This window comes from Phyllobacterium sp. GQ127 (assembly GCF_059758635.1).
The window spans coordinates 272,232-293,696 of the sequence record NZ_JCAXDZ010000002.1; the positions used below are offsets into that span (position 1 = coordinate 272,232).

Consider the following 21,465-nt stretch of genomic DNA (forward strand, 5'->3'; position numbering starts at 1 on the left):
ACGCAGGACAATGCCGGGGGGCCATCCCCCGGCGATTGCTATTACGTCAGAAACGCACGGCGATATCGGCGTTGACACCATTGGCATGGCCCGATTGCGAGAATTGGCCTGTATAAGTTACACCCAGTGTCGTCCGTTGGCTGACATTAAAATCCATTCCTGCCTCGATGAAGGCGGCATCACGCGCCGTGGGCAGCCCTTCAACCGTGAAGGGGGATGCGCCTGCAAACGACAATCTTTGTTGCGGTGTCAGGTCACCGAAGCCATGATTCCAGCCTATCGTACCGCGCAACATGGCTGAAATATCGCCACTAAAGACCATTTGGTAGGAAGTGCGCAGGCCGAGTGTCGAGCTTGTACTGTCCGTTCTGTTTGCGAGCGCCGCAAGCTGACTGACCGCACCACTTTCCTCAAATGCCTCAGTTTTGACCGAAGCATGCCTGATACCGGCAAATGGTTCGACCACAAGCCCCTGCACAGGTTTGAACTCATAGCCGAGTTCGCCGAAAACGTGAACCGAGTTCGCGCCATAATCCGCATGATGGTCGCCGTTAATATTACCGAAATGCACTTCGCGCTCGGTTTCGATCTCGTGATGAGCTAGATTGACGCCGAAGCGCAAGCCAAGCGCATCCCAGTTTGCCCCGCCATAGACACCCATCTGGTAGCTGTCTATATCGGCTTTGCCATAGGCGGTATTGACGGAACTGCTGCCGTAGCCTCCCAGCAGACCGGCACGCCACTGTGCACCGAGAAAATCATCTTCGATGATACCGTCAAAGCCGGTGACCAGACCGCCCGTCTTGCTGCTGACGCCGCTTGCATTGCCATTGCCATCAAGCCGCGCCCAGAAGCCGTAGCCCTGTCCCCAAAGCTGCGTTGTCGCTTCTGGTTCGGTGAGGGCGAAAGCTTCAGGGATTTTCGTCCGGTCCGGTCCGTAGGCAAGAGGTGCCACGCCGACAGACTGCGCCGACTGCCCCTTGGCAGCAATGCCGTCAAATGCACTGCGGATACGGCTTGCGGCAGCATCGCCTATCATCTGGTTGTTCTGCACAAGAGTATTGCTCAAGGAGGCATGAACCTCACCGGTCAACGTGTCATAATCCAGAGGCCTGTCCTTTGTGGAGAATAGAACAGTATTGAAAAGCGGGCTTTTTGTGCCAAAGGACTTGAACCCGCCCCAGACGCTGCGGTGGTTACTGGAACTCGCGTAAATGGGGTCCTCCATCGCCAGCATCCTGTCCAAAACCGATTTGGTCGGATCAAAATGGACATTGACGCTTTTTGCATCCTGAATGAGAGACGGGCTAATAAAGTTGAACTGTGGAGAAACCGCTTCAAATTGGCCCTCCACTCCACCATTCGCATGTAAAATCTCATATTGTTTGAGAAATAGCTGATCGACCTGCTCCGAGGTGAGTAACTCGGGGTGACTAAGCATGCGGAGCTGAACATGGCCGCCGCGCAACATGGCCTTGCCACCTATGTCGATTCGATCGGCAGAGGATAGATCATCAGCAATCTCAATATCGAGCAGAGCCCCTTTTTCTATGGTTGCGTCACGGGCGATGCGAAGATCACCTATACGATCCCTCGTTCCAGGAGCAATCTTGGAGCCCGTTTCCGCATGAAGCGAACCGACGCTCCCATTTCCGTCTATGAACGTATTACCTTGGGCGGTAACGTCCGAAATCAGTGAACCGGTAACACTCAATCCGCCATGCGAAATTGTTGTTGGACCGGTATAGGTGCTGTTACCCGTTAAAATGGTCACGCCCGTTCCCAATTGCACCACAGTGCCTTCGCCGCTGATCGAGCCGGCAAAAGTATAACTATTAGATCGGTTGAAACCGAGCTCGGCTCCTTTGGATACCGCAACATCCCCGACGATAGAGCCGCTCAGTCCGCCATTTCCAATCTGAAGCTTTCCTCCCTCGATGAAGGTTCCGCCCGTATAATTATTGGCATCGGTCAGCGTGAGGGTCGCATCATTCAATTTGTATAGAGCATTGTTGCCGTTCAGCTGATCGCCGAAGGTGAGGTCATTTGTGGGAAAGAAATAGTGGCGCCTCGTGTCGTAAAAGCCTTCAGGTGATGAGAAGTAGGATCCGGCAAGGTCAGGGTGCTGCCAATGGGTGGCGAAATAATTCGCGATATATCCATGCGCACGCGTGGTCGCATGAACGCCGTCCCAGAAGAGATAGCCAGTTTCCAATGGCGTTGGATTTAGCCGACAGGTTTCATCGTCAATGCATTTATCGGTTGTATTTGAGAAGCCGAAGGCGCTCGGGTACCGCGTAACAACACCCATAAGCTTCAGCATGTCAGGCTTATAGATCGTCACCTCGCCGGAGTGCTTTGCCTCGAAATTGGCTGCAACCGATGCGATCGTATCGTTTATTACCTTTGTCAGGGCGCGAGCTGTATCACCATTGTTTTTGAACTCGGGAGTCAGGGAGGCATCCGGCACATTTGGCAGCAGGAAAATGCGCCCATTGGCAGAATAGAGCGTCTCCAGCCCTTGCTCCAGATTGTCTTTCACTTCCTTCACCAAGGGGGCAGGATCTGCACCAGACGCGAGGAGCTTGCTCAGCGCAAACAAATCATTGCCGCCGAACCAGCTGACAATAAGCGTATCCTTTTCGATGTGAGCGTAATCCAATTCTTCCAGCTGATCGAGTAAGCCGGGGATGAGCAGTGTTGAAATAAGGTCATCACCCTTACGCCCCACGCGCGCGCCCCCGACGGCATAATTCATCGACGAGCTGTCAGAAGCAGGCTGCGCTGGATATTCCCAAAGGTGTCCCGTAGCCTGTGCAAGGGTGCTCAGGAGGTATTTAAGTCCAACATCATCTTGTTGGTAAACAGCCTCAATGAGCGCTCTTGATATAAGCTTGTCGACATTGTCGGGATAGCTTGTTGCTTGGACCTGATCACCCGCAAGATACTGGTTCCAGACCGGGCCGTTGCTAAACCTGCCAAACGGCATATTAGCGCCATACTCTGCCATGTCTTTGATTTTGTTCTCAACGTCTTTCAGGGTAGCAACAATCGCTTTCTTGGTCTCAGAAGACAGAGACTTGCCGAGCGTAGCTAAAGTTTGCCTGGGAACAGAGTATGGAGGCTCGGAAAATGCACGAAGAGCATTAGAATACTCATGTGATTTCCACCAGTCGAAATCTGGAGTGTCCGCAGGAGGAGACTCAATCAAACCAGAAATATCTCTGAGCGTCTGCGTTATTTTTTGCTGGTTTTGCCTAATGAGGTCCAGTGGTGGTTTGAGCGCCCCTATATCCGAAAGGCTGTCGCCAAATGTAACCATTCGCTTAAAGGGAAAGGGCTTGCTTACAAATTCTTCTGCCTTGGCCTGCGTAATGCACAAAGCCGCCGCAACAATTGCCAGAGTGCTTACCCTGTTGAACTTCCGTAAAATGCTCAATTTAAATCCTCCCAGTATAAAAAATACGCAATGAAACTCGAGCTGTGCGCAGACACGCGGACGGCATGTCAGTATGAAGCAAGAATCGCAGATGATTTCTTTGGCTGGATAACATTCCGGCCTAAATCAATTGTTCTTTAGTATATATCGGTGACAACGTCAGAAATTTTCAACTGATCGCATTATAAGATTAGAATAATACAAAAAAATATTTTTGTAGAAACGCGATTCATAATAAATCATCCCAAATTTATATGAAGTAATATCCTTCATATAAACGTTATTTGGCAAATGACGTCAAGCTACTGTAAGTTGCGGATGGTTGATCTTCACTCTAGTTTTTCGGCGAGCATTCAGCAGCAAGGTTCGGTTGAAGGAATGGGCCGGTAAGTATCTCAGCAATTGGACGTATAAATGATCGGAAACCGGATAGAAATGCGTTCCGAGGCAGTCACAAGGCTTTTCCGTTGCGCCAGATGCTGCAATATAGGTTGGAGTGAGGACATAAAGGATAGGCGATCGCAATGACTGTACTTGTGACGGGTGGTGCTGGATATATAGGCAGTCACATGGTTTGGGACCTGCTTGAGGCTGGCGAATCTGTCGTCGTCGTTGATGCTCTTTCCACGGGTTTCAAATGGGCGGTGCCGCCTGAGGCAAAGCTGGTCGTAGGGGACATTGCCGATCAGGCACTGATGCGTCAGACTATTGAGCGCAATTATGTCGACGCCATCATCCATTTTGCGGGTTCCGTCGTTGTGCCCGACTCTGTCCGCGACCCGCTCGCCTATTATGAAAACAATACGTCAAAATCCCGCACGCTTATTGACGCCGCAGTTAAGTCTGAGGTCAAGAATTTCATCTTTTCGTCAACCGCCGCTGTATATGGCGATGCTGGTCTGCTGCCGGTAGATGAGGAACATCCCCCCCGTCCGGAATCGCCCTATGGCCTGTCGAAGCTGATGACCGAATGGATGTTACGCGATACCGCCGCCGCCCATAATTTTCACTACACGGCCCTGCGTTATTTCAACGTAGCAGGCGCTGATCCAAAGGGCCGCACGGGCCAGTCAACCCGTGGCGCAACACATTTGATAAAGATCGCCTGTGAAACCGCGCTTGGCAAACGCCGGTTCATGGAAGTCTTTGGCAATAATTATTCCACGCCCGACGGCACCTGCGTAAGAGATTACATACATGTCTCTGACCTGGTTGCAGCGCACCGTCTCGCACTGGAGCGGTTGCGTTCGGGGGGCAGCAGCATGGTTGCCAATTGCGGCTATGGCCGTGGTTATTCTGTCAAGGAGGTCATTGCCAGTGTTGAGCGCGTACACGGTGCGCCGATCGATGCCCGCCCCACCAGTGCGCGACCGGGCGATGCCGCCTCGGTTGTGGCCGACAGCAGCAAGGCCCGCAATGAGCTGGGCTGGGTGCCGCAGCTGGATGATCTGGACAAGATCGTTGAGTCCGCGCTGAAGTGGGAGGCGGCGTTGCAATTCCGCAATCAACAATAGGTCAGGGGGACAGGCTATTCCTTTGGCTCTTTTTTGAAGGGCAGCATCAGCCGCAGCGTCAGGAATGTGAACAGTGAAATGATGATCGCGACATCATAGCTTGCCAGCCCAGCCGAAATGCCAATGGCGCCTGTTGCCCATATGCTTGCCGCCGTAGCCGTCCCGCGCACGGAATTCTTCAATTGGAGGATGGCGCCGCCGCCAATGAAACCGACACCGGTAATCAGGCCCTCAACAATGCGGGCCATTGCCTCGGGATTATCAGTGGTCAAATGCTCCGTCCCTTGGATGACACCGCAACTGGCAAGCGCCACCAGCGGGAAAGTCCGCACGCCGGCGCTACGCTCTTCCGCCTCGCGCTCAATGCCAATCGGGACGGCAAGCGCATAGGCTATAAAGAGGGCAATCACGTGCGGAACGACAGGCAAGGAATTGAGATAATGGAACGTCTCGATCAATGAATTTTCCCCTGAAATGATTTGGCGGTTAACGTTTGGCACGACCAGACGTTCCACCAAGCTGTTGAAAACCGGGGAGATACGTTAGGCTGCGGCGCAGCGACACATTGCGTTAAGACCTTGCAATGTAGGAAAAGGGGAACCTTCGTCGTAGCGAACGGGTTTAAAGGACAAGAAAGTTGGAGTCTAAAACAATGGACGGCAGCAACCGGACCTACGAAAAACAACTCTCTCAAATGTTGCGACGACATATATCGCAGTCTTGTTACCGGTCGGCAATTAGAGCTGCCGGAATATATAAAATAGAAGAAACCGTGCCTGAAAGCCTGCTGGATCAATTGAAGCGGCTTGATGATGCAGAACGGAATCGCCAAGGATAGACTATCAATTTTATTGCAGACCAAACAAAAAGCGGGCCGTTAAGCCCGCTTTTGTTTTTCATGCCGCTCAATTCAGGCCGCGAGTGCAAGACCGTTGGTCAGTTCGATGGCCGATGAAACGGCTTTCGCTTCTGCATCCGCACCCATGGCAACGCCTTCGATGCGAATAAATTCCACGTCAGTCATGCCGATAAAACCAAGCGCTGTCTTCAGATAGGGTGTGGCATGGTCAAATGATGCGCCCGGACCATTGGAGTAAACGCCGCCGGAGGCGAGAACGACATAAACCTTTTTGCCGGTTACAAGACCTTTGGGACCCTCTGCACCGTAGCTGAAGGTTTTGCCGGAACGCATAACATGGTCGAGCCACGACTTAAGCGTCGACGAGATGTTGAAATTGATCATGCCGGTTGCCAGAACGATGGTGTCGGCCGCCATAAGCTCATCGACAACCACATCAGAGACACCCACCACCTTTGCTTGTGGGGCTGTACGTGTTTCCTCGGGTGTGTAGATGCCTGCCGCAAAATCGGAATCGATATGGGGAAGGGGAGTGGTGGCGAGGTCACGTGTGACGAGTGTATTGCCAAGCTTTGCCGAAGCCAGCTTTTTTGCAAATTCGGTTGCAACACGGGTTGAGTGAGATGCTTCACCGCGTGGGCTCGAAGTAACGAGAAGAATGGATGACATCGTATTGTCCTTTCAGGAACGAAACTGATAGGCAATATTTGGCACTGGACATCTATCTATAAAACTGGGAAAATATCTATTGAACCCATCTATAAGATAGATATTTAAATGCTGCCCAATCCTACACTTGATCAGTTGCAAGTCTTTGTAGCAGTTGCCGAAACCGGGAGTTTCTCGTCCGCCGCAAGACGGCTCAATCGTTCGCAGTCAGTAATCAGCTATACAATCGCCAATCTGGAAGCACAGCTCGAATTGCAGCTTTTCGAGCGCGGCGGAGTACGGGAACCGCGATTGACTGATGCTGGCACAGCCATGCTTGAGGATGCGCGGCGCATGATTTCGGTGCTTCAAAACCTGCGCTCGCGGGCCGAGGGTTTAAAACAGGGGCTGGAAGCGGAAATTGCAGTGGCGGTGGATGTCACTCTGCCGTCGCCTGTCCTCATTGCTGTGTTGACTGCATTTCAAACGCAGTTTCCCACCGTCAGCCTGCGTTTGCACGTCGGCGCACTGGGTGTTGTCTGGGATCTGGTTCTCAAGAAGCAGGCGGATATCGGATTTGGCGGGCAGCCATTGGAGCCTTACGACGAGTTGGCCATTGGCCGCTTGGGGCAAACAACGATGATGCCTGTGGCAGCGCCTGATCACCCGCTGGCACTATATGAGGGGCCGGTGCCATTGGCTGTTATCCGCAACCACATCCAATTGGTGGTGACGGATTTGAGCGAACATACAAAGGGTAAGGACTTTGGCGTGTTTGCCTATAAGACATGGCGCCTGACTGATGTCGCGACAAAGCATTCGCTCATGTTGGCTGGCCTTGGCTGGGGTGGTTTGCCTAAATGGATGGTCAAGGATGATATTGCCGAAGGCAGGCTTGTTCCCCTTGATCTGGAGCCCTATCCGGAACTGCCTTATAATTTAGTTGTTCTTCATCCTGTTGATGCAGCAATGGGCCCCGCAACGACGTGGATGGTTGAACGATTCAAACAAGAGCTGGCAAAGTTCGATTAAAGCGAGATGACCAATACAAGCCACTCAATATCGCCTTGTACTGCGATCGGAACTGTCTTCGGCAATATAGGAGTGGGAATTGGAATTGTCATAGGCATCGCGATTGGCCTTACTCCGGGCAAAACCGACGATAAGGAATAGCCATATTGTCTGCTTGGAAAACTGGTGCTGCGAGAGAGGATTGAACTCTCGACCTCTCCATTACCAATGGAGTGCTCTACCACTGAGCTACCGCAGCCGATTTGCGAACGCGGCGGACTTCTGGCATATCATTGCTGAAATCGCAAGCAAGCAATCGTAATCTCTTGGGTAAAATATCCATAGAGAGCAAAAAACATAGGCTGGCTACCGGCAGATTGCTGTCGGCACTGGTCAAAATACCGGATAAAACCAATGTCCTTATTGCCCAAAAACCCGAGCCGCGAACAAGAGGAGCGGGAAAAACGCCGCTCGGAACAACTGCGCGCAAATCTTGCGCGGCGCAAACAGCAGACGAGATCGCGCCGCTCAGGCGCTGAAGATGGGCGCGATGAAGGTTTAAAAGCCGCGGCGTCGCAAAATGAGTCAGCCGATAGCGAAAAATAGAGCATTATTTTTCTGCCTCTCCTTCTTTGACGCAGAAACGACGCACTCACAATCAAGATCGAAAGATCTGTGTAAGGCCGATTCGAAGATCAGCGTTATGCACAGGAATGACAAGCCTTTCTTGAACCAGCACACGTGATGGTTTAAATGAACCCGCTCTGCAAAGGGCCTTTAACGACAGGACGGGTATTTCCCCCGCGAAAGTGACAAATTATGGATCGCATCAAGATTGTTGGCGGTAACAAGCTCAACGGCATCATTCCTATTTCGGGCGCCAAGAATGCGGCCCTGCCGTTGATGATTGCTTCTCTTTTGACCGATGACACGCTGACGCTGGAAAACGTGCCGCATCTGGCGGATGTCGAGCAGCTTATCCGCATCCTTGGCAATCACGGGGTTGATTATTCCGTCAATGGACGCCGCGAGCGTCAGGACGGCGCTTATTCACGCACGATCCATTTTACTGCACGCAATATCGTCGATACCGTAGCGCCCTATGAACTTGTCTCCAAGATGCGGGCAAGTTTCTGGGTTATCGGGCCGCTTCTCGCCCGTATGGGCGTTGCAACCGTTTCTTTGCCGGGCGGTTGCGCAATCGGTACCAGGCCGGTTGATCTGTTCATTGAGGGCCTGCGCGCTCTCGGTGCCGATATCGAGATTGAAAACGGCTATGTCAAAGCCAGCGCGAAGGGCGGTCTTGTCGGCGCGCGCTACGTGTTCCCGAAAGTATCGGTCGGTGCAACCCATGTTTTGATGATGGCAGCAACGCTCGCCAAGGGCGAAACAATCATTGAGAATGCCGCACAAGAGCCCGAAGTCGTCAATCTGGCTGACTGCCTGAATGCCATGGGTGCAAAGGTCAGCGGGGCTGGCACGGCGACGATCACAATCGAGGGCGTAACAAGTCTTTCCGGCGCGCGCGTCCGCGTCATTCCTGATCGTATCGAGACAGGAACCTATGCCATGGCTGTGGCCATGACGGGTGGCGATGTCATCCTGGAAGGTGCTGACGCCAATCTTTTGACTGCTGCCCTCGCAACGCTCGGCCAGGTCGGCGTTGAGATTTCAGAAACCAATTCCGGCTTGCGCGTTGTGCGTAATGGCCACGGCATCATGCCCGTCGATGTGACAACGCAGCCATTCCCGGGCTTTCCAACCGACTTGCAGGCGCAGTTCATGGGCCTGATGACCAAGGCCAAGGGCACGTCCCATATTACCGAGACCATCTTTGAAAACCGCTTCATGCATGTGCAGGAATTGGCTCGGCTCGGTGCCAAAATTTCGCTGTCAGGTCAGACCGCGAAGATCGAGGGTGTCGAGCGCCTGCGCGGTGCCCCGGTCATGGCGACAGATCTGCGTGCATCTGTTTCGCTGGTTATTGCCGGTCTTGCGGCCGAAGGGGAGACGACGGTCAATCGCGTCTATCATCTCGACCGCGGTTTTGAGCGTCTCGAAGAAAAACTGACACGTTGCGGTGCGGTGGTTGAGCGCATCAGCGACTGATCATCCGGAATTTCCACGTCGATTATGCATCTTGCATAATTCCCTTTGCCTTCGCTTTCCTCTAACAGGGAAGAGAGCAGGCTTCCCCACCGGAAGCCCTGATCCCGCAAATTAAGGCAAAGGGTAGACATGGACACTCTCAAACTCATCGCGCTTGATGAGGAAGATCTGCAAATCCTATCTGCGCACCTGCAGGATTCCGTGCTTAAAGTCAGCGATATCGACTATCTGGCAGCGGAAAAGAAGCTGGTACTTGGCGTCAATCGCTTCGTCTGGGAACTGGCCGATGATGGCAAGCGCCATCGTAGTTTCGAGCGTCGGCGTACAGCACTCCATTTTGGTCAGGTCTTGAGTCTCAAAGCCACGGGCATCGACCGCCATTATCCGGATGACGTTCTTTCCGTATTGGCAATTCGTTTCATCGTTACCGAGGCTCCATCCGGGTTTATCGAGCTGGTTTTTGCCGCCAATAAAGCCTTGCGTCTCGAAGTTGAAGCTATTGAAGCCCAAATGGCGGATTTGGGCCCGGCCTGGGAAACACAATCGCGTCCAGAGCACGAAGTCTAGCTTCTGACCCTAAGGAATATGTATCGTGGCAATTGTGCTGAAACAGTCTGACTCTGACTTTAACGAGAGTTTTTCCGCATTTCTTTCGACTAAACGCGAGGTCTCCGAAGATGTTGACCGCGTGGTCGAGACGATTATCAAGAATGTTCGCACCAATGGTGATGCAGCGCTGATCGACTACTCGAAGCAATTCGACCGTATAGATTTGGCGCAACATGGTATCGCCATTTCTGCGGACGAGGTTAATGCGGCCATGGAATCGGCGCCGCAAGCAACGGTCGAGGCACTCAAGCTTGCGCGCGATCGCATCCATTCCCACCACGCAAGGCAAATGCCCAAGGATGACCGTTATACGGATGCATTGGGCGTTGAACTTGGCTCGCGCTGGACCGCAATTGATTCAGTCGGGCTCTATGTTCCAGGCGGTACTGCGAGCTATCCAAGTTCTGTCTTGATGAATGCTGTTCCGGCACAAGTGGCGGGTGTTGAGCGCATTGTCATGGTGGTTCCCTCACCAGACGGCAAGCTCAATCCGCTGGTTCTGGTTGCAGCGCGTCTTGCTGGCGTCTCCGAGATTTACCGTGTGGGCGGCGCGCAGGCGGTTGCGGCACTTGCCTACGGCACGGAAACCATTGCGCCGGTCGCCAAGATTGTCGGCCCCGGAAACGCCTATGTGGCTGCTGCCAAACGCCGAGTTTTCGGCACCGTCGGTATCGACATGATTGCCGGCCCATCCGAAGTTCTCATTTTAGCCGATGCTGATAACAATCCGGATTGGATCGCTGCTGACTTGCTGGCTCAGGCCGAGCATGACAGCGCCGCGCAATCAATTCTCATAACGGATGATGAGACTTTCGGTGAGGCGGTCATGGCCGCTGTCGAGCATCAACTCAAGACATTGCCGCGCGGCCAGACCGCGAGCGAGAGCTGGCGGGATTATGGCGCGGTCATTTTGGTCAATGATTTGCCGTCAGCTTTGCCTCTGGTCAACCGCATCGCGCCGGAGCATCTGGAGATTGCAGCCGCCGATACAGAAGAGCTTTTGGCCGGCGTCCGCAATGCAGGCGCGATCTTTCTTGGCCGCTATACCCCGGAAGTCATCGGTGACTATGTTGGTGGTTCCAACCATGTTTTGCCCACAGCCCGTTCAGCCCGTTTTTCTTCGGGGCTTTCCGTGCTTGACTATGTCAAGCGAACCTCCATTCTGAGGCTTGGCGTTGAGCAACTGCGTGCCTTGGGACCGGCAGCGATTGAACTGGCGCGTGCGGAGGGGCTTGATGCGCATGGCAATTCGGTTGCAATCCGGTTGAACCTTTAGGAATCTGATGACGGCAAGTGATGCGAGATTGATCGATGTGGAACTGGACGACACGATCGGCCGTTCAACACCCGACGTCGAGCATGAACGAGCGGTCGCAATTTTTGACCTTATCGAAGAGAATAGTTTCCGTCCTGTCAGCGATGAGGGGACTGGGCCCTACAAGCTGAAGATTTCTTTGGTCGAATCACGTCTGATTTTTGCGATTTCACGGGAAAGCGGCGACGATGTTGTCACGCACATCCTTTCGCTCACGCCTTTACGCAAGGTCATCAAGGACTACTTCCTTATCTGCGAAAGCTATTATGATGCCATTCGCGCATCCAGCCCGAGCAAGATCGAAGCCATCGATATGGGTCGGCGAGGGCTGCACAACGAGGGATCGCAGGCTCTGATGGATCGACTTGGCGGCAAGATAGATGTCGATTTCGACACTGCCCGCCGGCTTTTTACACTGGTATGTGTGCTCCATTGGCGGGGATAGGCGCACCCGTGCCGGGAATGCCCGACCATCTGCCGGATGATGCGGCAGGTGGCAAACCGAGGATTCCGGGCGCCGTTCTTTTCATATGCGGCATGAATGCCATTCGCTCTCCCATGGCCGAGGCACTGGCTCGAAAAATACTGCCGTCAAAGGTCTATGTGGCATCAGCGGGCGTTGAAAAGGGCGATCCCGATCCCTTTGTGGATGCCGTGCTCGAAGAAATCGGATTGAAGCGGCTGTCCGTAGCGCCGCGCACCTTCAAGGAGCTTGAAGACGATTATTTCGATCTGATTATTACATTATCACCCAAGGCGCACCATATGGCTCTGGAGCTGACCCGGACGACGTCGGTGCATGTGGAATATTGGCCCACGCCTGACCCGACATTAGTGCGCGGTCGCAGGGATCAGATTCTGGACGCTTATCGTGATGTCCGGGATCATCTGAAACAACATATTGAGGATCGTTTCGGTCCATTGACTTGATACTCTTGTGCGTCCGTACAATTGGATCGAACTCCCTTGTTCACAAATGCTACGCAATACTATAGGTTCCGCGCAAAATTGCGGTCGAACACGGCCGCAAATTCAATTTCTGGAGATAGAACTACGCATGGCGAAAGAAGAAGTACTGGAGTTTCCTGGCCTCGTGACGGAGCTGTTGCCCAACGCGATGTTCCGGGTAAAGCTCGAAAACGATCATGAAATCATTGCTCACACGGCTGGGCGCATGCGCAAGAACCGTATTCGCGTTCTGGCAGGCGACAAGGTTCTGGTTGAAATGACCCCCTATGACCTGACCAAAGGTCGCATCACCTACCGTTTCAAGTAAACGTCCTTCAGCCTGCCCGCAGGAATTCTCTTTATGAGCGATCAGCACAAATTCGTTCTTGCCTCCGGTTCACCGCGCCGCCTGTCGCTGCTCGGTCAGATCGGTATTGAGCCGGATAGTCTGCTGCCCGCCGACGTGGACGAGACGCCGCTACGGGCGGAGCACCCGCGTTCACTGGCACGTCGGCTTTCCCGTTTGAAGGCGGAAAAAGTTGCCGCAGAACTGAAGGGAAGTGCCGAGTTTGGCAAGTCCTATATCCTTAGCGCTGACACGGTTGTCGCTGTCGGGCGGCGCATTTTGCCGAAGGCGGAAATACTTGATGATGCGACCGCATGCCTACGTCTGCTGTCCGGTCGCTCCCACCGCGTCTATACGGGCCTTTGCCTGATAACGCCGGCAGGAAAATTGCGTCAGGACCTCATTGAAACCCGCGTTCGCTTCAAAAGGCTTTCGCGGGAGGAGCTGGAAAGCTATCTTGCGTCAGGCGAATGGCGCGGCAAGGCAGGCGGCTATGCAATTCAGGGTTTGGCGGGCAGCTTCGTTATCAAGCTGGTCGGCTCATACACCAATGTTGTTGGCTTGCCGCTTTACGAAACCATGAACCTTTTGCAGGGTGAGGGGTTTCCCGTTTATGCCAATTGGCAGGCCTCAGGCCACTAGCAACTATATGTTTCCAATGGACTGCAATAGTGACTGACAACAAAAACAGTATGGCGAATGTTACGCCCCTGCGACCGACACGTCCTTGCCCCGAATGCAAGCGGCCATCCCAACGTGAACACTATCCATTCTGCTCGTCACGTTGCCGCAATGTAGACCTTAATCGTTGGCTGACGGGCGCCTATGTATTGCCCGCCGTCGAAAGCTCGGAAGACAGCGACGGCGAAGAAGACATGTAGCTGTCGGCCCGGGGGGCTGACGAGCTCTAAAGTCTTATCACCCGCTGCGTTGCAGGCTGCGACAATACAATATTGATAGCCCGCAATGCGCTTATGCTATCTGCTATCGGCATGATAGCAGAGCCGGTTTTGCCCTGCCTCATCGCATCCATCAATGCAATTGCTTCAAACTGGCGGCCATTGCCGTCAAAATCGTATTCCTCAACAGTCCGGCCCGGCACAGGAAGGCGATCCAGTATTTTTCCGATAGTTCCGCCTGGGCCTGATAGAGGGCTGAACAGCGCTTGCCGGGAAAACCCTTGGTAGATCGTCAGTTCCCTTGCCTCGGTAAACGGAGCATTCAGCCGAATCGTGCCGGTTGTGCCCTCGATGATAAAATGATTCTTGCCATTTCGGTCGAAGCCGCAGGAAAGTTCTGCTTTCACATGATCATAATGCAGCACGATTTCAGAACTCATGTCGATGCCGTTTGGGGCCGCATGCCACAGCCCCGAAACCTTTTGTGGTTGACCAAGGAAAAACATTGCCAAGGAAACACACGAGATCCCGAGATCCCGACTGGCACCGCCGCCCAATGATCTGCTGAAATAGCGCGTCTTGGGATCATATGGATGTTCATAGGCCAATTCGGCGGTGATTTTGCGGATTGCTCCGATTTCTCCGGCATCCACTTTGGCTTTTGCGGCCGCGATTGCTGGCAGGAATCTTGTCCCCATCGCTTCCATGGCGAATACATCGGCGCGGGTGGCTTCCCGTTCGATGACGGAGGCTTCCGTATGGGAAGGTGCGAGCGGCTTTTCCGTCAGAATCGCTTTGCCTGAGCGGATGGATTTGAGAGCCTGCGCCACGTGGACCGAATTTGGCGTTGCAATGTAAACCGCATCAATCTCGGGATCGGCTACAAATGCATCAATGTCGGAATAGGCACGCTTGCTGCCAAAGTTTTCTTGAAACCGTTTTGCATTGGCTGTTGTCCGCGAAAAATTACCCACAAGCGACGCGCCGGGCACCAGCGCCAGATCAGCGGCAAATTGTCCAGCAGTTTGACCGCTGCCAAGAATGCCCCAGCCAAAAGGCGTCGCTTTGGCGGTTTTATCCCCCGTATCAATCATATAAAACGAATCCTGTCTGTAACCCCATCAAGAACGCATCGATCTATGCCCTTTGCAAGAGGCAGAAAAACGGCGAAAAAATCCTTAGTTGATGCTGGACAGCAGGATTTTTAGTGTTATAACCCACCCGCTTCCAACGAAAACCAACGCGTCGGAATGGCCTGCCAACTTTGGCAGCCAAAAGTGCCCAGATAGCTCAGTTGGTAGAGCAGCGGATTGAAAATCCGCGTGTCCGTGGTTCGAATCCGCGTCTGGGCACCACTATCCTTTTCCCATATTGTTTTTATTGGTTAATTTCGCCCATAGTGGCCAGGAAATGCGCACCACTGGAAAAAGCTGGACACTTTTGTTCCTGTTTTAGGTCAGTTGCATCGGCTCGATCAAGCGCCATTCAAAGTCCGTCAGGTAATATCGGCTCATGGTAAGCGCTGAATCAGAATCCAACGTACGTGAAAACTCCGAGTTGGCAAACTACCCTATTATCGCCGTTACGTAAGCGTCCTTCGTCGCCCGAAACTTGCCGTTTGTTAAAGTCTCGCTATACCGCAGAGGGTCAAGGCAGGAAAGGGATGAGCCGAGGCTAGCTGTTCAAGTAGAAATCTGACATTAGAATGATGCAAAACATTTCGCGTTCTTAAGGCTTAAGCGCTTTGACTGCAAACACCGCTGTTGAGGATAGAGTTATACAATTGGGACCTGGGCTCTCCGCAATCCCGGAGCGGCTCCTTCTGGCTCATGCGCGCGGGGAAGTGCTGTTCATTTGCGGTGCAGGCATATCCCTTCCCGCTGGGCTTCCGGATTTTCGTCAACTTGTCCTCGACGTCTACGCGAAACTCGATACTTCGACACACAGCGTTTTAACTCTGTTGCCACCGGGCGCTTGCAACCATTGGCAGGCGAATTGTGCAGGCCTGACCGATCGGCAGACTGCTGAAGTGAAGCGATTCATCCTCGGGGACTATGATGTTGTCCTCGGCATGCTTGAGCGTCGACTAGACGATCAGACACGTGGCGACAGCCAAGTGAGGCGGACAGTCGCGACGATCCTGCGTTCAGGCGCAGTAAACCCAGCCTCGATCCACAAGGCGCTGATAGCCCTTGCTGATCGGGGCGGCGCCAAAACTATCGTGACAACAAACTTCGATCTCCTGCTTCAAGTGGCTGCGCAACGCCTTCGGTCGTCCGTTGAGACCTATTCTCTTGGTTCGATTCCAAGGCCATCGCGGCATTCTGAGTTCTCTGGCGTGCTTCATATTCATGGGGCACTCGACAAGAGCCCAGCGCGAATATCTGAGCTTGTTCTGTCGGATCAGGATTTTGGCGAGTTCTATCTGCGTCGTCGCGTTGTTCCAGATTTTATCTATGATGCAGCACGCCTGTATCATCTTGTGCTTGTCGGCTACAGCGCTAACGATCCGCCTATGCGCTACCTCTTGAACGCGGTCGCAGCGGACGGCAACCGCTTTGACGACTTGAAAGAGCGCTTCACTTTTTATGGTACGAACTCGCCTGATGCGGTCGCGCTCGCGGACTGGAATGGGCGCGGCATCACGCCGATCCACTACGACTCAGGCGTGGACAAAAAGCATTCCGCCCTGCGAGCGACTCTAGAGCGTTGGGCGGCTTTGTCTGCGATCAATGGGAAGAAAGAACTTGTCGATGCCGAATTGCGAAGAATAGTGAAAACATCGCGGTTGACGGCGAAAGAATCAGACCGCGACCTCTTCGACCATTTCTTCCGGAGAAGCAACGCGAGCGAACGCGTGCGTCTTTCAGTGATGGTTTCTGATGCAAAAGCCGAGATAGGGTGGCTCGATGCAATTGTGAAGGTTTGTACTGAAGCCGAGCGGGGACAGCAGCCATGATCCCGCCCTGGGCATATCTTGGTCCGCAGGATCGCGAGACATTCCGAACGGTGATCGCATTTCTGGACAAGCGCCTTGCTGAGCAAGGAACGATTGACTGGGCGCTGAAGTTCAAACCTGGGCAGCGGATTGAGCGCATCGCAGTCGAGGACTTATTGACTGGCCCAGGCGCACGCGACCTTTCGGAGCCATGGGCCTCCGCTTGGCGGTTAATTGAAGAAAGCTGGACGGCACCTCAATCAGAAGGACGTGACGGAACGGCCATTTACGGTATTCAGAAGCGGCTACGCGCAGGCGATCGGTCTGGCGCGGCGGTCGCCGCCATTGTTGCTCTCGTCTCGCCGCGACTCAAAGTCGAACCAATTGATGCATGGCGATGGAACTACATCAAGAAGCCGCGCAAGCCGAAGACAGTTGAGCACATCCTGTCAGCCGGTTTGACGAGTGGAGATCTGATTGATCTGAATGTGCTCGATCTCGCGAAGCTTAACGATGTCGCTTTTCTGATTTCGCTGGCGAATGCTCTGGAAGCGGCAGTTAATCACGGCCTCGATATTGCTCGCAGGCTGGGATGGGATGGCAAAAGGCGCTTATGGCAACTTGGCGACCTGGGACGTGCCTACTACGTGGCTGACGCTCCAAGAGCGCGCGAGGATGGAGATCCGGACGCGTACCGTCATGGTATTGCGCCGTCATTGAAACTGCTGCATGCCGTCGTCGCTAGGATTTCGGAACTTGATCTTGCTGCTGCGCAGAGTTTTGTTCTGCGCTGGAGCATGAATGGCTCGCCGGTCCACCTTCGTTTGTGGGCAGCGATGTCGCGGAGTGAACAGATAACGACCGCTGGTGAGGTGACGGACTTCCTCACGGCGCTCGATCAGAACCGGTTTTGGGATGTGCACGGCTTCCCGGAGATCGCAGAGCTTCGAGCCGTCCGGTTTCGCAGCTTGAACGCAGAAGCGCAAGACGCCATCGTCACTCGGATCCAGAAGGGCCCACCACGGGATCATTGGCCAAGGAAGGCGGATGCTGTGGAGGTTAAGAATGCGCGGCTGTTTTGGTCTTTGCGGGAACTGCGGCGCATCGAAGTCGGCGGAGGGGTCTTACCGGATCGAGCGAAGACTTGGCTTGATGCTCGAAGGGCGCAATTTGCCGTACTTACGGAGATGGCGATTGATGGAGGTTTCCCCGGAGGGATTACCGTCACCAGTCGTGAAGCGGAACCGGATGCGAAGTTGGACACGGTTTCAGGCGTAGAACGGCTAAAGGCGCTCGAAGCGGCTCTGGGGACTGGGCGTCGTGGCTGGGATGACGACCCTGCGGAACGCGCAAATGACTGGATCAACCAGAAGGGCAATGTCGAGAAGGTACTTGCTGACTTTGAGACCACTAACAATGGCGGAGACAACTTCCCGAAGGTCTGGAACCGGTTTGGCTGGGCGCATAGGCCTCACCAGCACGATAGCGATGCTGGAAAGGATGCAGACTTGGGTGGAGAAACCGGCAGGGTCCTCGTCCTGTTGAACCAGCTGTCCGAGGCAACGCTGTCGAGCGCAATTGACGGTATTTGCGCCTGGCTGGATGCCTGGGACAAACACGCCGTTGAGCTGCCGTTGACCTTGCCGATCTGGTTACGTCTTTGGCCCATCGCTGTAGAGGCAACCAACCACAAACCTGAAGACAACAGCGATGAAGAACTAACAGTCATTGCTGAGCCAAAAGACAACGAGAATGATCGGGACGGAAGCGCAGCGTTGAATACGCCTGCAGGCAAGCTTACTGGCGTTTTCGTTGCCGCTTGGCGAACACACGTAGGTCCGCAGAATCCATTTCATGACGGGAGTGGGTTGCGCCAGATGCGCGACACGCTGATCGCGACTGATGGCCGGAGCGGTTTGCTCGTGCGATACCGTTTAATCGAATACCTGCCTTATTTCCTTCAAGCTGATCCTATTTGGGCGCAGGAACATCTCATCACGCCGTTGCTCAAGGATGATGGCGATGCGTTGGCGCTATGGCGAGCCGTTGCAAGGCGCACGCACTTCAACAAAGTTTTAGAGATCATCGGCCCGGCGATGGCTGAACGCGCCAATGATCATAGACTGGGCAGGGCAACGCGCAGCCGACTTGTTTTCAGTCTCGTCATCGAGTCCCTACATGCTTTCCGCGATGGTCGTGCGCCTGCAGTGCCTAACCTACGCGTTCAGCAGATGCTGCGAACGCTGGATGATGAAGTGCGCGCATCAGCGGCAAATGCGATCCAGCAATTCGTTCGTGAACTCTCAGCGAAGGGAGCAACCAGCACATCAGAGGATGGCGAAGAGCAAGTTGCCCCTGCCGCCGCTCTCTTTCGTTCAAGTGCTGCGCCGTTTCTTCGCGAGGTTTGGCCGCAGGAGCGGTCGCTGGCGACGCCTGGGCTCAGCGGCGCGCTTTCTGATCTTCCAGCGACATCAGGCGAGGCATTCGCCGAAGCTGTGGACACGATCGCCCGCTTTCTTGTGCCTTTCGATTGCTGGTCGATGCTCAATTACGGCCTTTATGGCGACGAAGGCGAAGCAAAGAAGCTCGCTACAATCAATGACGCGGCTAAGGCGCGGGCTCTCTTGAAGCTGCTTGATCTCACAGTCGGCACTTCAGAAGGAGCCGTCATTCCTCACGACCTTACCGATGCATTGGATCAAATTTTGAAGGTCGATCCTACACTTTCTACAAACGCAGTTTTCCGTCGTCTAGCGACTGCGGCTCGGCGCTAGAAAAACACTGGCAAACAAGGAAATTAGTGTCAGCTACGGGCAGTACTGAATTGGGAGGGAGTGCTTCGCATGCGATGTGCGGTGCCACTTGAACGCCGCTTTCCCAACTCCGCCGCCCAGTAGCAGTCGGGCAGGTTTCCATCATCTAAGCCGTTCGCTTTTACGCGTTCACCGCCTAATCGTCCACATCGGCGATGGTCGCACGTCCAAGCATCCCGGCAACACTTTTCGCAAGTACTTTTTGCCGGGCCGCTTTCGTGTACCGGTTAACTTCTTTCGAGGTCTGGTGACCTGTAATCGCCATAATCTGATTCTCGGAAGCGCCATGGTCTGCGAGGCGAGATGCAGCAGCCTTGCGTAGTCCATGGGCAGAACAATGCGTAAGGTCGGCCTCATTGCATCTTCGCCGAAACCAGTTGCCGAAACCTGCGGGTGTGTACGGCTTACCGAATTCGGTTACCAAAAAGGTTAAGTCGCCGCGGGGGCTTGCATCGATGACCTTCTGCAAATCGTCGTGGATTGGAATTTCGAGCGTTATTGGCTTGTTGCGGCGATTTTTTTGCTGTGTGAATTTCAGCCAGCCTTGGCTGACGTGTTGTTTTCCGAAAAGTATGATGTCGCTACGTCTCTGGCCGGTGTAAAGCAGCAAAGCCAGCGCCAATCGTGCTTTTGTGCCCAAAGGGTGAACTTCTTCAAATTTCTCAACTTCAGCTATGCTCCATGAATGGAAGCCCTCAGAGCCAGTTTTAAAGTATGGAGTATCTCTGGCCGGATTAACAACGACAAGCTCTACATCGGGCAATACAGCCCAAGCGAATACCTGCCGAAGTGCTTTCACTCTGCCGTTGGCTGACTCTGGGAAGTCCGCCTTCCTATCGCGAAGCACTCGCATCGATTTGGCGGAGAATTTGCTCAACGGCATATCAGCAAATAGGTTCGTTGAGTCTGGTTTAACCGGCTCAATCCAACATGACTCTATGATCAGTTTCCGAACGTGCTTAGTTCGAGCATCGAGCAGTTTATACTCTGCTGATTGAAAATACTGCTCACACAACCACCGCAGCGTGCCTTTGGTCGAAAGCACCGGCCCAGTCTTTGGTTTCTCTTCGTTGACCCCGTTTAACGCGGCGTAGTATTGCTTGTTAAAATCGTCGGTGCCTGGAATACCAAACAGGCGAATTTTCTTCTGTCCCTTTTTCCGAAAATAGAACCGGTAAACCCCATCGGTCTTGTCCTCTACGATGTATTTTTTAGAGAACTTTTTGGCCATTACACTTCGGCGTCCCATTCATCGGTGTCACTGTCAGGTGCAAGCGAACCGCCCGGCAACCTGTCAAAGGCCATGTCTATAGCCATGCGATCCCACACAGTACGGCTGTTAATGCTTTTCGGCTTCGGCATTCTGCCATCCTTCACCATCTGATCAAACAGGCCTGGGGAGACACCGATATAAGCAGATGCCTGTACTCGGTTCAATCCTCGTGCCGTGGGAATGGGGCATGCCGGTTCTGGCCTGTGGTTGTCGGCGCGCATCATGACCGTTGGCTCCAGTTTTGAAGCGCCTCGACAAGAGCAGTTTCCGTCGAGGGAAAGTCTCGATGATGTATGCCTATACCACCTTCGGCATTCCAACCCGCAATGTTGCTCTCGTAGTCATCAATGAGAATGTCGCCGGGAGCGTGCATAAACATCGGCTTGAATCGGCTTCCATGAACCGGCAGTACGGTGACGGTTGACGACAGGTGCTTGCGCACCCATTTCCGCTTCTGCCGGGCGACATTGATAAAATTCGATTTCGAACAGGCCGTCAAAACGATCGGATTGAACCTCTCGATCAACTTGAAAAAGTCCAGAGCGCCAAGACACGGCGGCATGTCAATGAAGTAGGTTGGATGAGAATTAATCTTGGCCCAAACTTCGTCGCCAGCCAGACTGCGATGATCAAGGTTAAATGTCGCCGGAAAATGGTGGTTGAAATCAGCCATCACACCGTCAAGGTCGAGGTAAATGCGGGGCGTCGTCATTCCGCCACCGCGTCAATGTTCTGCTTGATGAC

The 21,465-nt window shown here is 53.6% G+C and carries 20 protein-coding genes and 2 tRNA genes; 14 read left to right on the forward strand and 8 right to left on the reverse strand.

Features of this window, described 5'->3' with window-relative positions:
• Positions 1-46 precede the first annotated feature (46 nt).
• A complete protein-coding gene (locus tag AC6CHM_RS09600) occupies positions 47-3,439 on the reverse strand; it encodes an autotransporter domain-containing protein (protein ID WP_498172894.1) in 3,393 nt (1,130 codons plus the stop codon).
• Positions 3,440-3,963: 524 nt separating this feature from the next.
• Here AC6CHM_RS09600 and galE point away from each other — a divergent pair.
• Positions 3,964-4,953, forward strand: a complete 990-nt coding sequence (galE, locus tag AC6CHM_RS09605; protein ID WP_498172895.1) for a UDP-glucose 4-epimerase GalE — start codon at positions 3,964-3,966, stop codon at positions 4,951-4,953.
• A 14-nt stretch (positions 4,954-4,967) separates the two neighbouring features.
• Here galE and AC6CHM_RS09610 read toward each other — a convergent pair whose 3' ends face one another.
• Both AC6CHM_RS09610 and AC6CHM_RS09615 read right to left on the reverse strand, forming a co-directional pair.
• Positions 4,968-5,411, reverse strand: coding sequence for an MgtC/SapB family protein (locus AC6CHM_RS09610; protein ID WP_115051299.1), 444 nt, complete (start codon positions 5,409-5,411; stop codon positions 4,968-4,970).
• A gap of 452 nt (positions 5,412-5,863) precedes the next feature.
• The gene (locus AC6CHM_RS09615; protein ID WP_307282719.1) at positions 5,864-6,481 is read right to left on the reverse strand and encodes an FMN-dependent NADH-azoreductase; all 618 of its coding nucleotides are present in this window, start codon (positions 6,479-6,481) and stop codon (positions 5,864-5,866) included.
• 108 nt (positions 6,482-6,589) lie between these two features.
• Here AC6CHM_RS09615 and AC6CHM_RS09620 point away from each other — a divergent pair, with 108 nt between their 5' ends.
• The gene (locus tag AC6CHM_RS09620) at positions 6,590-7,492 is read left to right on the forward strand and encodes a LysR family transcriptional regulator (protein ID WP_307282722.1); all 903 of its coding nucleotides are present in this window, start codon (positions 6,590-6,592) and stop codon (positions 7,490-7,492) included.
• Between the two features lie 163 nt (positions 7,493-7,655).
• Here the strand turns inward: AC6CHM_RS09620 and AC6CHM_RS09625 are convergent.
• Positions 7,656-7,730 (reverse strand) — tRNA-Thr (locus AC6CHM_RS09625).
• A gap of 155 nt (positions 7,731-7,885) precedes the next feature.
• Between AC6CHM_RS09625 and AC6CHM_RS09630 the strand changes: the two genes are divergently transcribed.
• The 9 genes from AC6CHM_RS09630 to yacG all read left to right on the forward strand — a co-directional run bounded on the left by AC6CHM_RS09630 (position 7,886) and on the right by yacG (position 13,679).
• On the forward strand, positions 7,886-8,077 hold the full coding sequence (locus tag AC6CHM_RS09630; RefSeq protein WP_115051296.1) for a hypothetical protein: 192 nt from the start codon (positions 7,886-7,888) through the stop codon (positions 8,075-8,077).
• 213 nt (positions 8,078-8,290) lie between these two features.
• Positions 8,291-9,580 carry a UDP-N-acetylglucosamine 1-carboxyvinyltransferase gene (gene murA, locus AC6CHM_RS09635; protein WP_498172896.1) on the forward strand — a complete coding sequence of 430 codons (1,290 nt, stop codon included), beginning with the start codon at positions 8,291-8,293 and terminating at the stop codon, positions 9,578-9,580.
• A 129-nt stretch (positions 9,581-9,709) separates the two neighbouring features.
• Positions 9,710-10,147, forward strand: a complete 438-nt coding sequence (locus AC6CHM_RS09640) for a DUF2948 family protein (RefSeq protein ID WP_115051294.1) — start codon at positions 9,710-9,712, stop codon at positions 10,145-10,147.
• A gap of 25 nt (positions 10,148-10,172) precedes the next feature.
• The gene (gene hisD / locus AC6CHM_RS09645; protein WP_115051293.1) at positions 10,173-11,465 is read left to right on the forward strand and encodes a histidinol dehydrogenase; all 1,293 of its coding nucleotides are present in this window, start codon (positions 10,173-10,175) and stop codon (positions 11,463-11,465) included.
• Between the two features lie 7 nt (positions 11,466-11,472).
• Entirely contained in the window at positions 11,473-11,949 is a 477-nt protein-coding gene (locus tag AC6CHM_RS09650) for a UPF0262 family protein (protein ID WP_115051292.1), read from the forward strand.
• A 17-nt stretch (positions 11,950-11,966) separates the two neighbouring features.
• Positions 11,967-12,434, forward strand: a complete 468-nt coding sequence (locus AC6CHM_RS09655; RefSeq protein ID WP_115051291.1) for an arsenate-mycothiol transferase ArsC — start codon at positions 11,967-11,969, stop codon at positions 12,432-12,434.
• Positions 12,435-12,561: 127 nt separating this feature from the next.
• Positions 12,562-12,780, forward strand: coding sequence for a translation initiation factor IF-1 (infA, locus tag AC6CHM_RS09660; RefSeq protein WP_008122731.1), 219 nt, complete (start codon positions 12,562-12,564; stop codon positions 12,778-12,780).
• A gap of 33 nt (positions 12,781-12,813) precedes the next feature.
• Positions 12,814-13,440, forward strand: a complete 627-nt coding sequence (locus AC6CHM_RS09665) for a Maf-like protein (RefSeq protein WP_498172897.1) — start codon at positions 12,814-12,816, stop codon at positions 13,438-13,440.
• A 29-nt stretch (positions 13,441-13,469) separates the two neighbouring features.
• Positions 13,470-13,679, forward strand: a complete 210-nt coding sequence (yacG, locus tag AC6CHM_RS09670; protein ID WP_370878797.1) for a DNA gyrase inhibitor YacG — start codon at positions 13,470-13,472, stop codon at positions 13,677-13,679.
• Positions 13,680-13,705: 26 nt separating this feature from the next.
• On the opposite strand, the gene AC6CHM_RS09675 is transcribed toward yacG, so the two are convergent.
• On the reverse strand, positions 13,706-14,791 hold the full coding sequence (locus tag AC6CHM_RS09675) for a Gfo/Idh/MocA family protein (RefSeq protein ID WP_498172898.1): 1,086 nt from the start codon (positions 14,789-14,791) through the stop codon (positions 13,706-13,708).
• A 185-nt stretch (positions 14,792-14,976) separates the two neighbouring features.
• Here AC6CHM_RS09675 and AC6CHM_RS09680 point away from each other — a divergent pair.
• From AC6CHM_RS09680 to AC6CHM_RS09690, 3 genes are all read left to right on the forward strand, one after another.
• Positions 14,977-15,052: transfer RNA gene (locus AC6CHM_RS09680), tRNA-Phe, on the forward strand.
• Between the two features lie 428 nt (positions 15,053-15,480).
• Entirely contained in the window at positions 15,481-16,656 is a 1,176-nt protein-coding gene (locus tag AC6CHM_RS09685; protein WP_498172901.1) for an SIR2 family protein, read from the forward strand.
• Positions 16,653-19,409, forward strand: coding sequence for a hypothetical protein (locus tag AC6CHM_RS09690; RefSeq protein WP_498172903.1), 2,757 nt, complete (start codon positions 16,653-16,655; stop codon positions 19,407-19,409). The genes AC6CHM_RS09685 and AC6CHM_RS09690 overlap by 4 nt, the downstream gene beginning before the upstream one ends.
• A gap of 175 nt (positions 19,410-19,584) precedes the next feature.
• Here AC6CHM_RS09690 and AC6CHM_RS09695 read toward each other — a convergent pair whose 3' ends face one another.
• From AC6CHM_RS09695 to AC6CHM_RS09705, 3 genes are read right to left on the reverse strand one after another with little or no spacing between them, the layout of a single operon-like run.
• A complete protein-coding gene (locus AC6CHM_RS09695) occupies positions 19,585-20,679 on the reverse strand; it encodes a tyrosine-type recombinase/integrase (RefSeq protein ID WP_498172904.1) in 1,095 nt (364 codons plus the stop codon).
• Positions 20,679-20,945: a hypothetical protein gene (locus AC6CHM_RS09700; RefSeq protein ID WP_498172906.1), complete on the reverse strand. Its 267-nt coding sequence runs from the start codon at positions 20,943-20,945 to the stop codon at positions 20,679-20,681. The genes AC6CHM_RS09695 and AC6CHM_RS09700 overlap by 1 nt, the downstream gene beginning before the upstream one ends.
• Complete coding sequence (locus tag AC6CHM_RS09705; RefSeq protein ID WP_498172907.1) at positions 20,942-21,433, reverse strand: hypothetical protein; 492 nt, start codon at positions 21,431-21,433, stop codon at positions 20,942-20,944. The genes AC6CHM_RS09700 and AC6CHM_RS09705 overlap by 4 nt, the downstream gene beginning before the upstream one ends.
• Positions 21,434-21,465 lie beyond the last annotated feature (32 nt).

What these genes read in the sequence shown, in the direction of transcription:
- AC6CHM_RS09640 (WP_115051294.1), top strand. Translation starts at nt 9,710, where the DNA reads ATGGACACTCTCAAACTCATCGCGCTTGATGAGGAAGATCTGCAAATC.
- AC6CHM_RS09665 (WP_498172897.1), top strand. Translation starts at nt 12,814, where the DNA reads ATGAGCGATCAGCACAAATTCGTTCTTGCCTCCGGTTCACCGCGCCGC.
- AC6CHM_RS09695 (WP_498172904.1), bottom strand. Translation starts at nt 20,679, where the DNA reads ATGGCCAAAAAGTTCTCTAAAAAATACATCGTAGAGGACAAGACCGAT.
- AC6CHM_RS09655 (WP_115051291.1), top strand. Translation starts at nt 11,967, where the DNA reads ATGCCCGACCATCTGCCGGATGATGCGGCAGGTGGCAAACCGAGGATT.
- AC6CHM_RS09705 (WP_498172907.1), bottom strand. Translation starts at nt 21,433, where the DNA reads ATGACGACGCCCCGCATTTACCTCGACCTTGACGGTGTGATGGCTGAT.
- AC6CHM_RS09615 (WP_307282719.1), bottom strand. Translation starts at nt 6,481, where the DNA reads ATGTCATCCATTCTTCTCGTTACTTCGAGCCCACGCGGTGAAGCATCT.
- AC6CHM_RS09620 (WP_307282722.1), top strand. Translation starts at nt 6,590, where the DNA reads ATGCTGCCCAATCCTACACTTGATCAGTTGCAAGTCTTTGTAGCAGTT.
- AC6CHM_RS09630 (WP_115051296.1), top strand. Translation starts at nt 7,886, where the DNA reads ATGTCCTTATTGCCCAAAAACCCGAGCCGCGAACAAGAGGAGCGGGAA.
- AC6CHM_RS09675 (WP_498172898.1), bottom strand. Translation starts at nt 14,791, where the DNA reads ATGATTGATACGGGGGATAAAACCGCCAAAGCGACGCCTTTTGGCTGG.
- murA (WP_498172896.1), top strand. Translation starts at nt 8,291, where the DNA reads ATGGATCGCATCAAGATTGTTGGCGGTAACAAGCTCAACGGCATCATT.
- infA (WP_008122731.1), top strand. Translation starts at nt 12,562, where the DNA reads ATGGCGAAAGAAGAAGTACTGGAGTTTCCTGGCCTCGTGACGGAGCTG.
- AC6CHM_RS09650 (WP_115051292.1), top strand. Translation starts at nt 11,473, where the DNA reads ATGACGGCAAGTGATGCGAGATTGATCGATGTGGAACTGGACGACACG.
- galE (WP_498172895.1), top strand. Translation starts at nt 3,964, where the DNA reads ATGACTGTACTTGTGACGGGTGGTGCTGGATATATAGGCAGTCACATG.
- AC6CHM_RS09690 (WP_498172903.1), top strand. Translation starts at nt 16,653, where the DNA reads ATGATCCCGCCCTGGGCATATCTTGGTCCGCAGGATCGCGAGACATTC.
- AC6CHM_RS09700 (WP_498172906.1), bottom strand. Translation starts at nt 20,945, where the DNA reads ATGATGCGCGCCGACAACCACAGGCCAGAACCGGCATGCCCCATTCCC.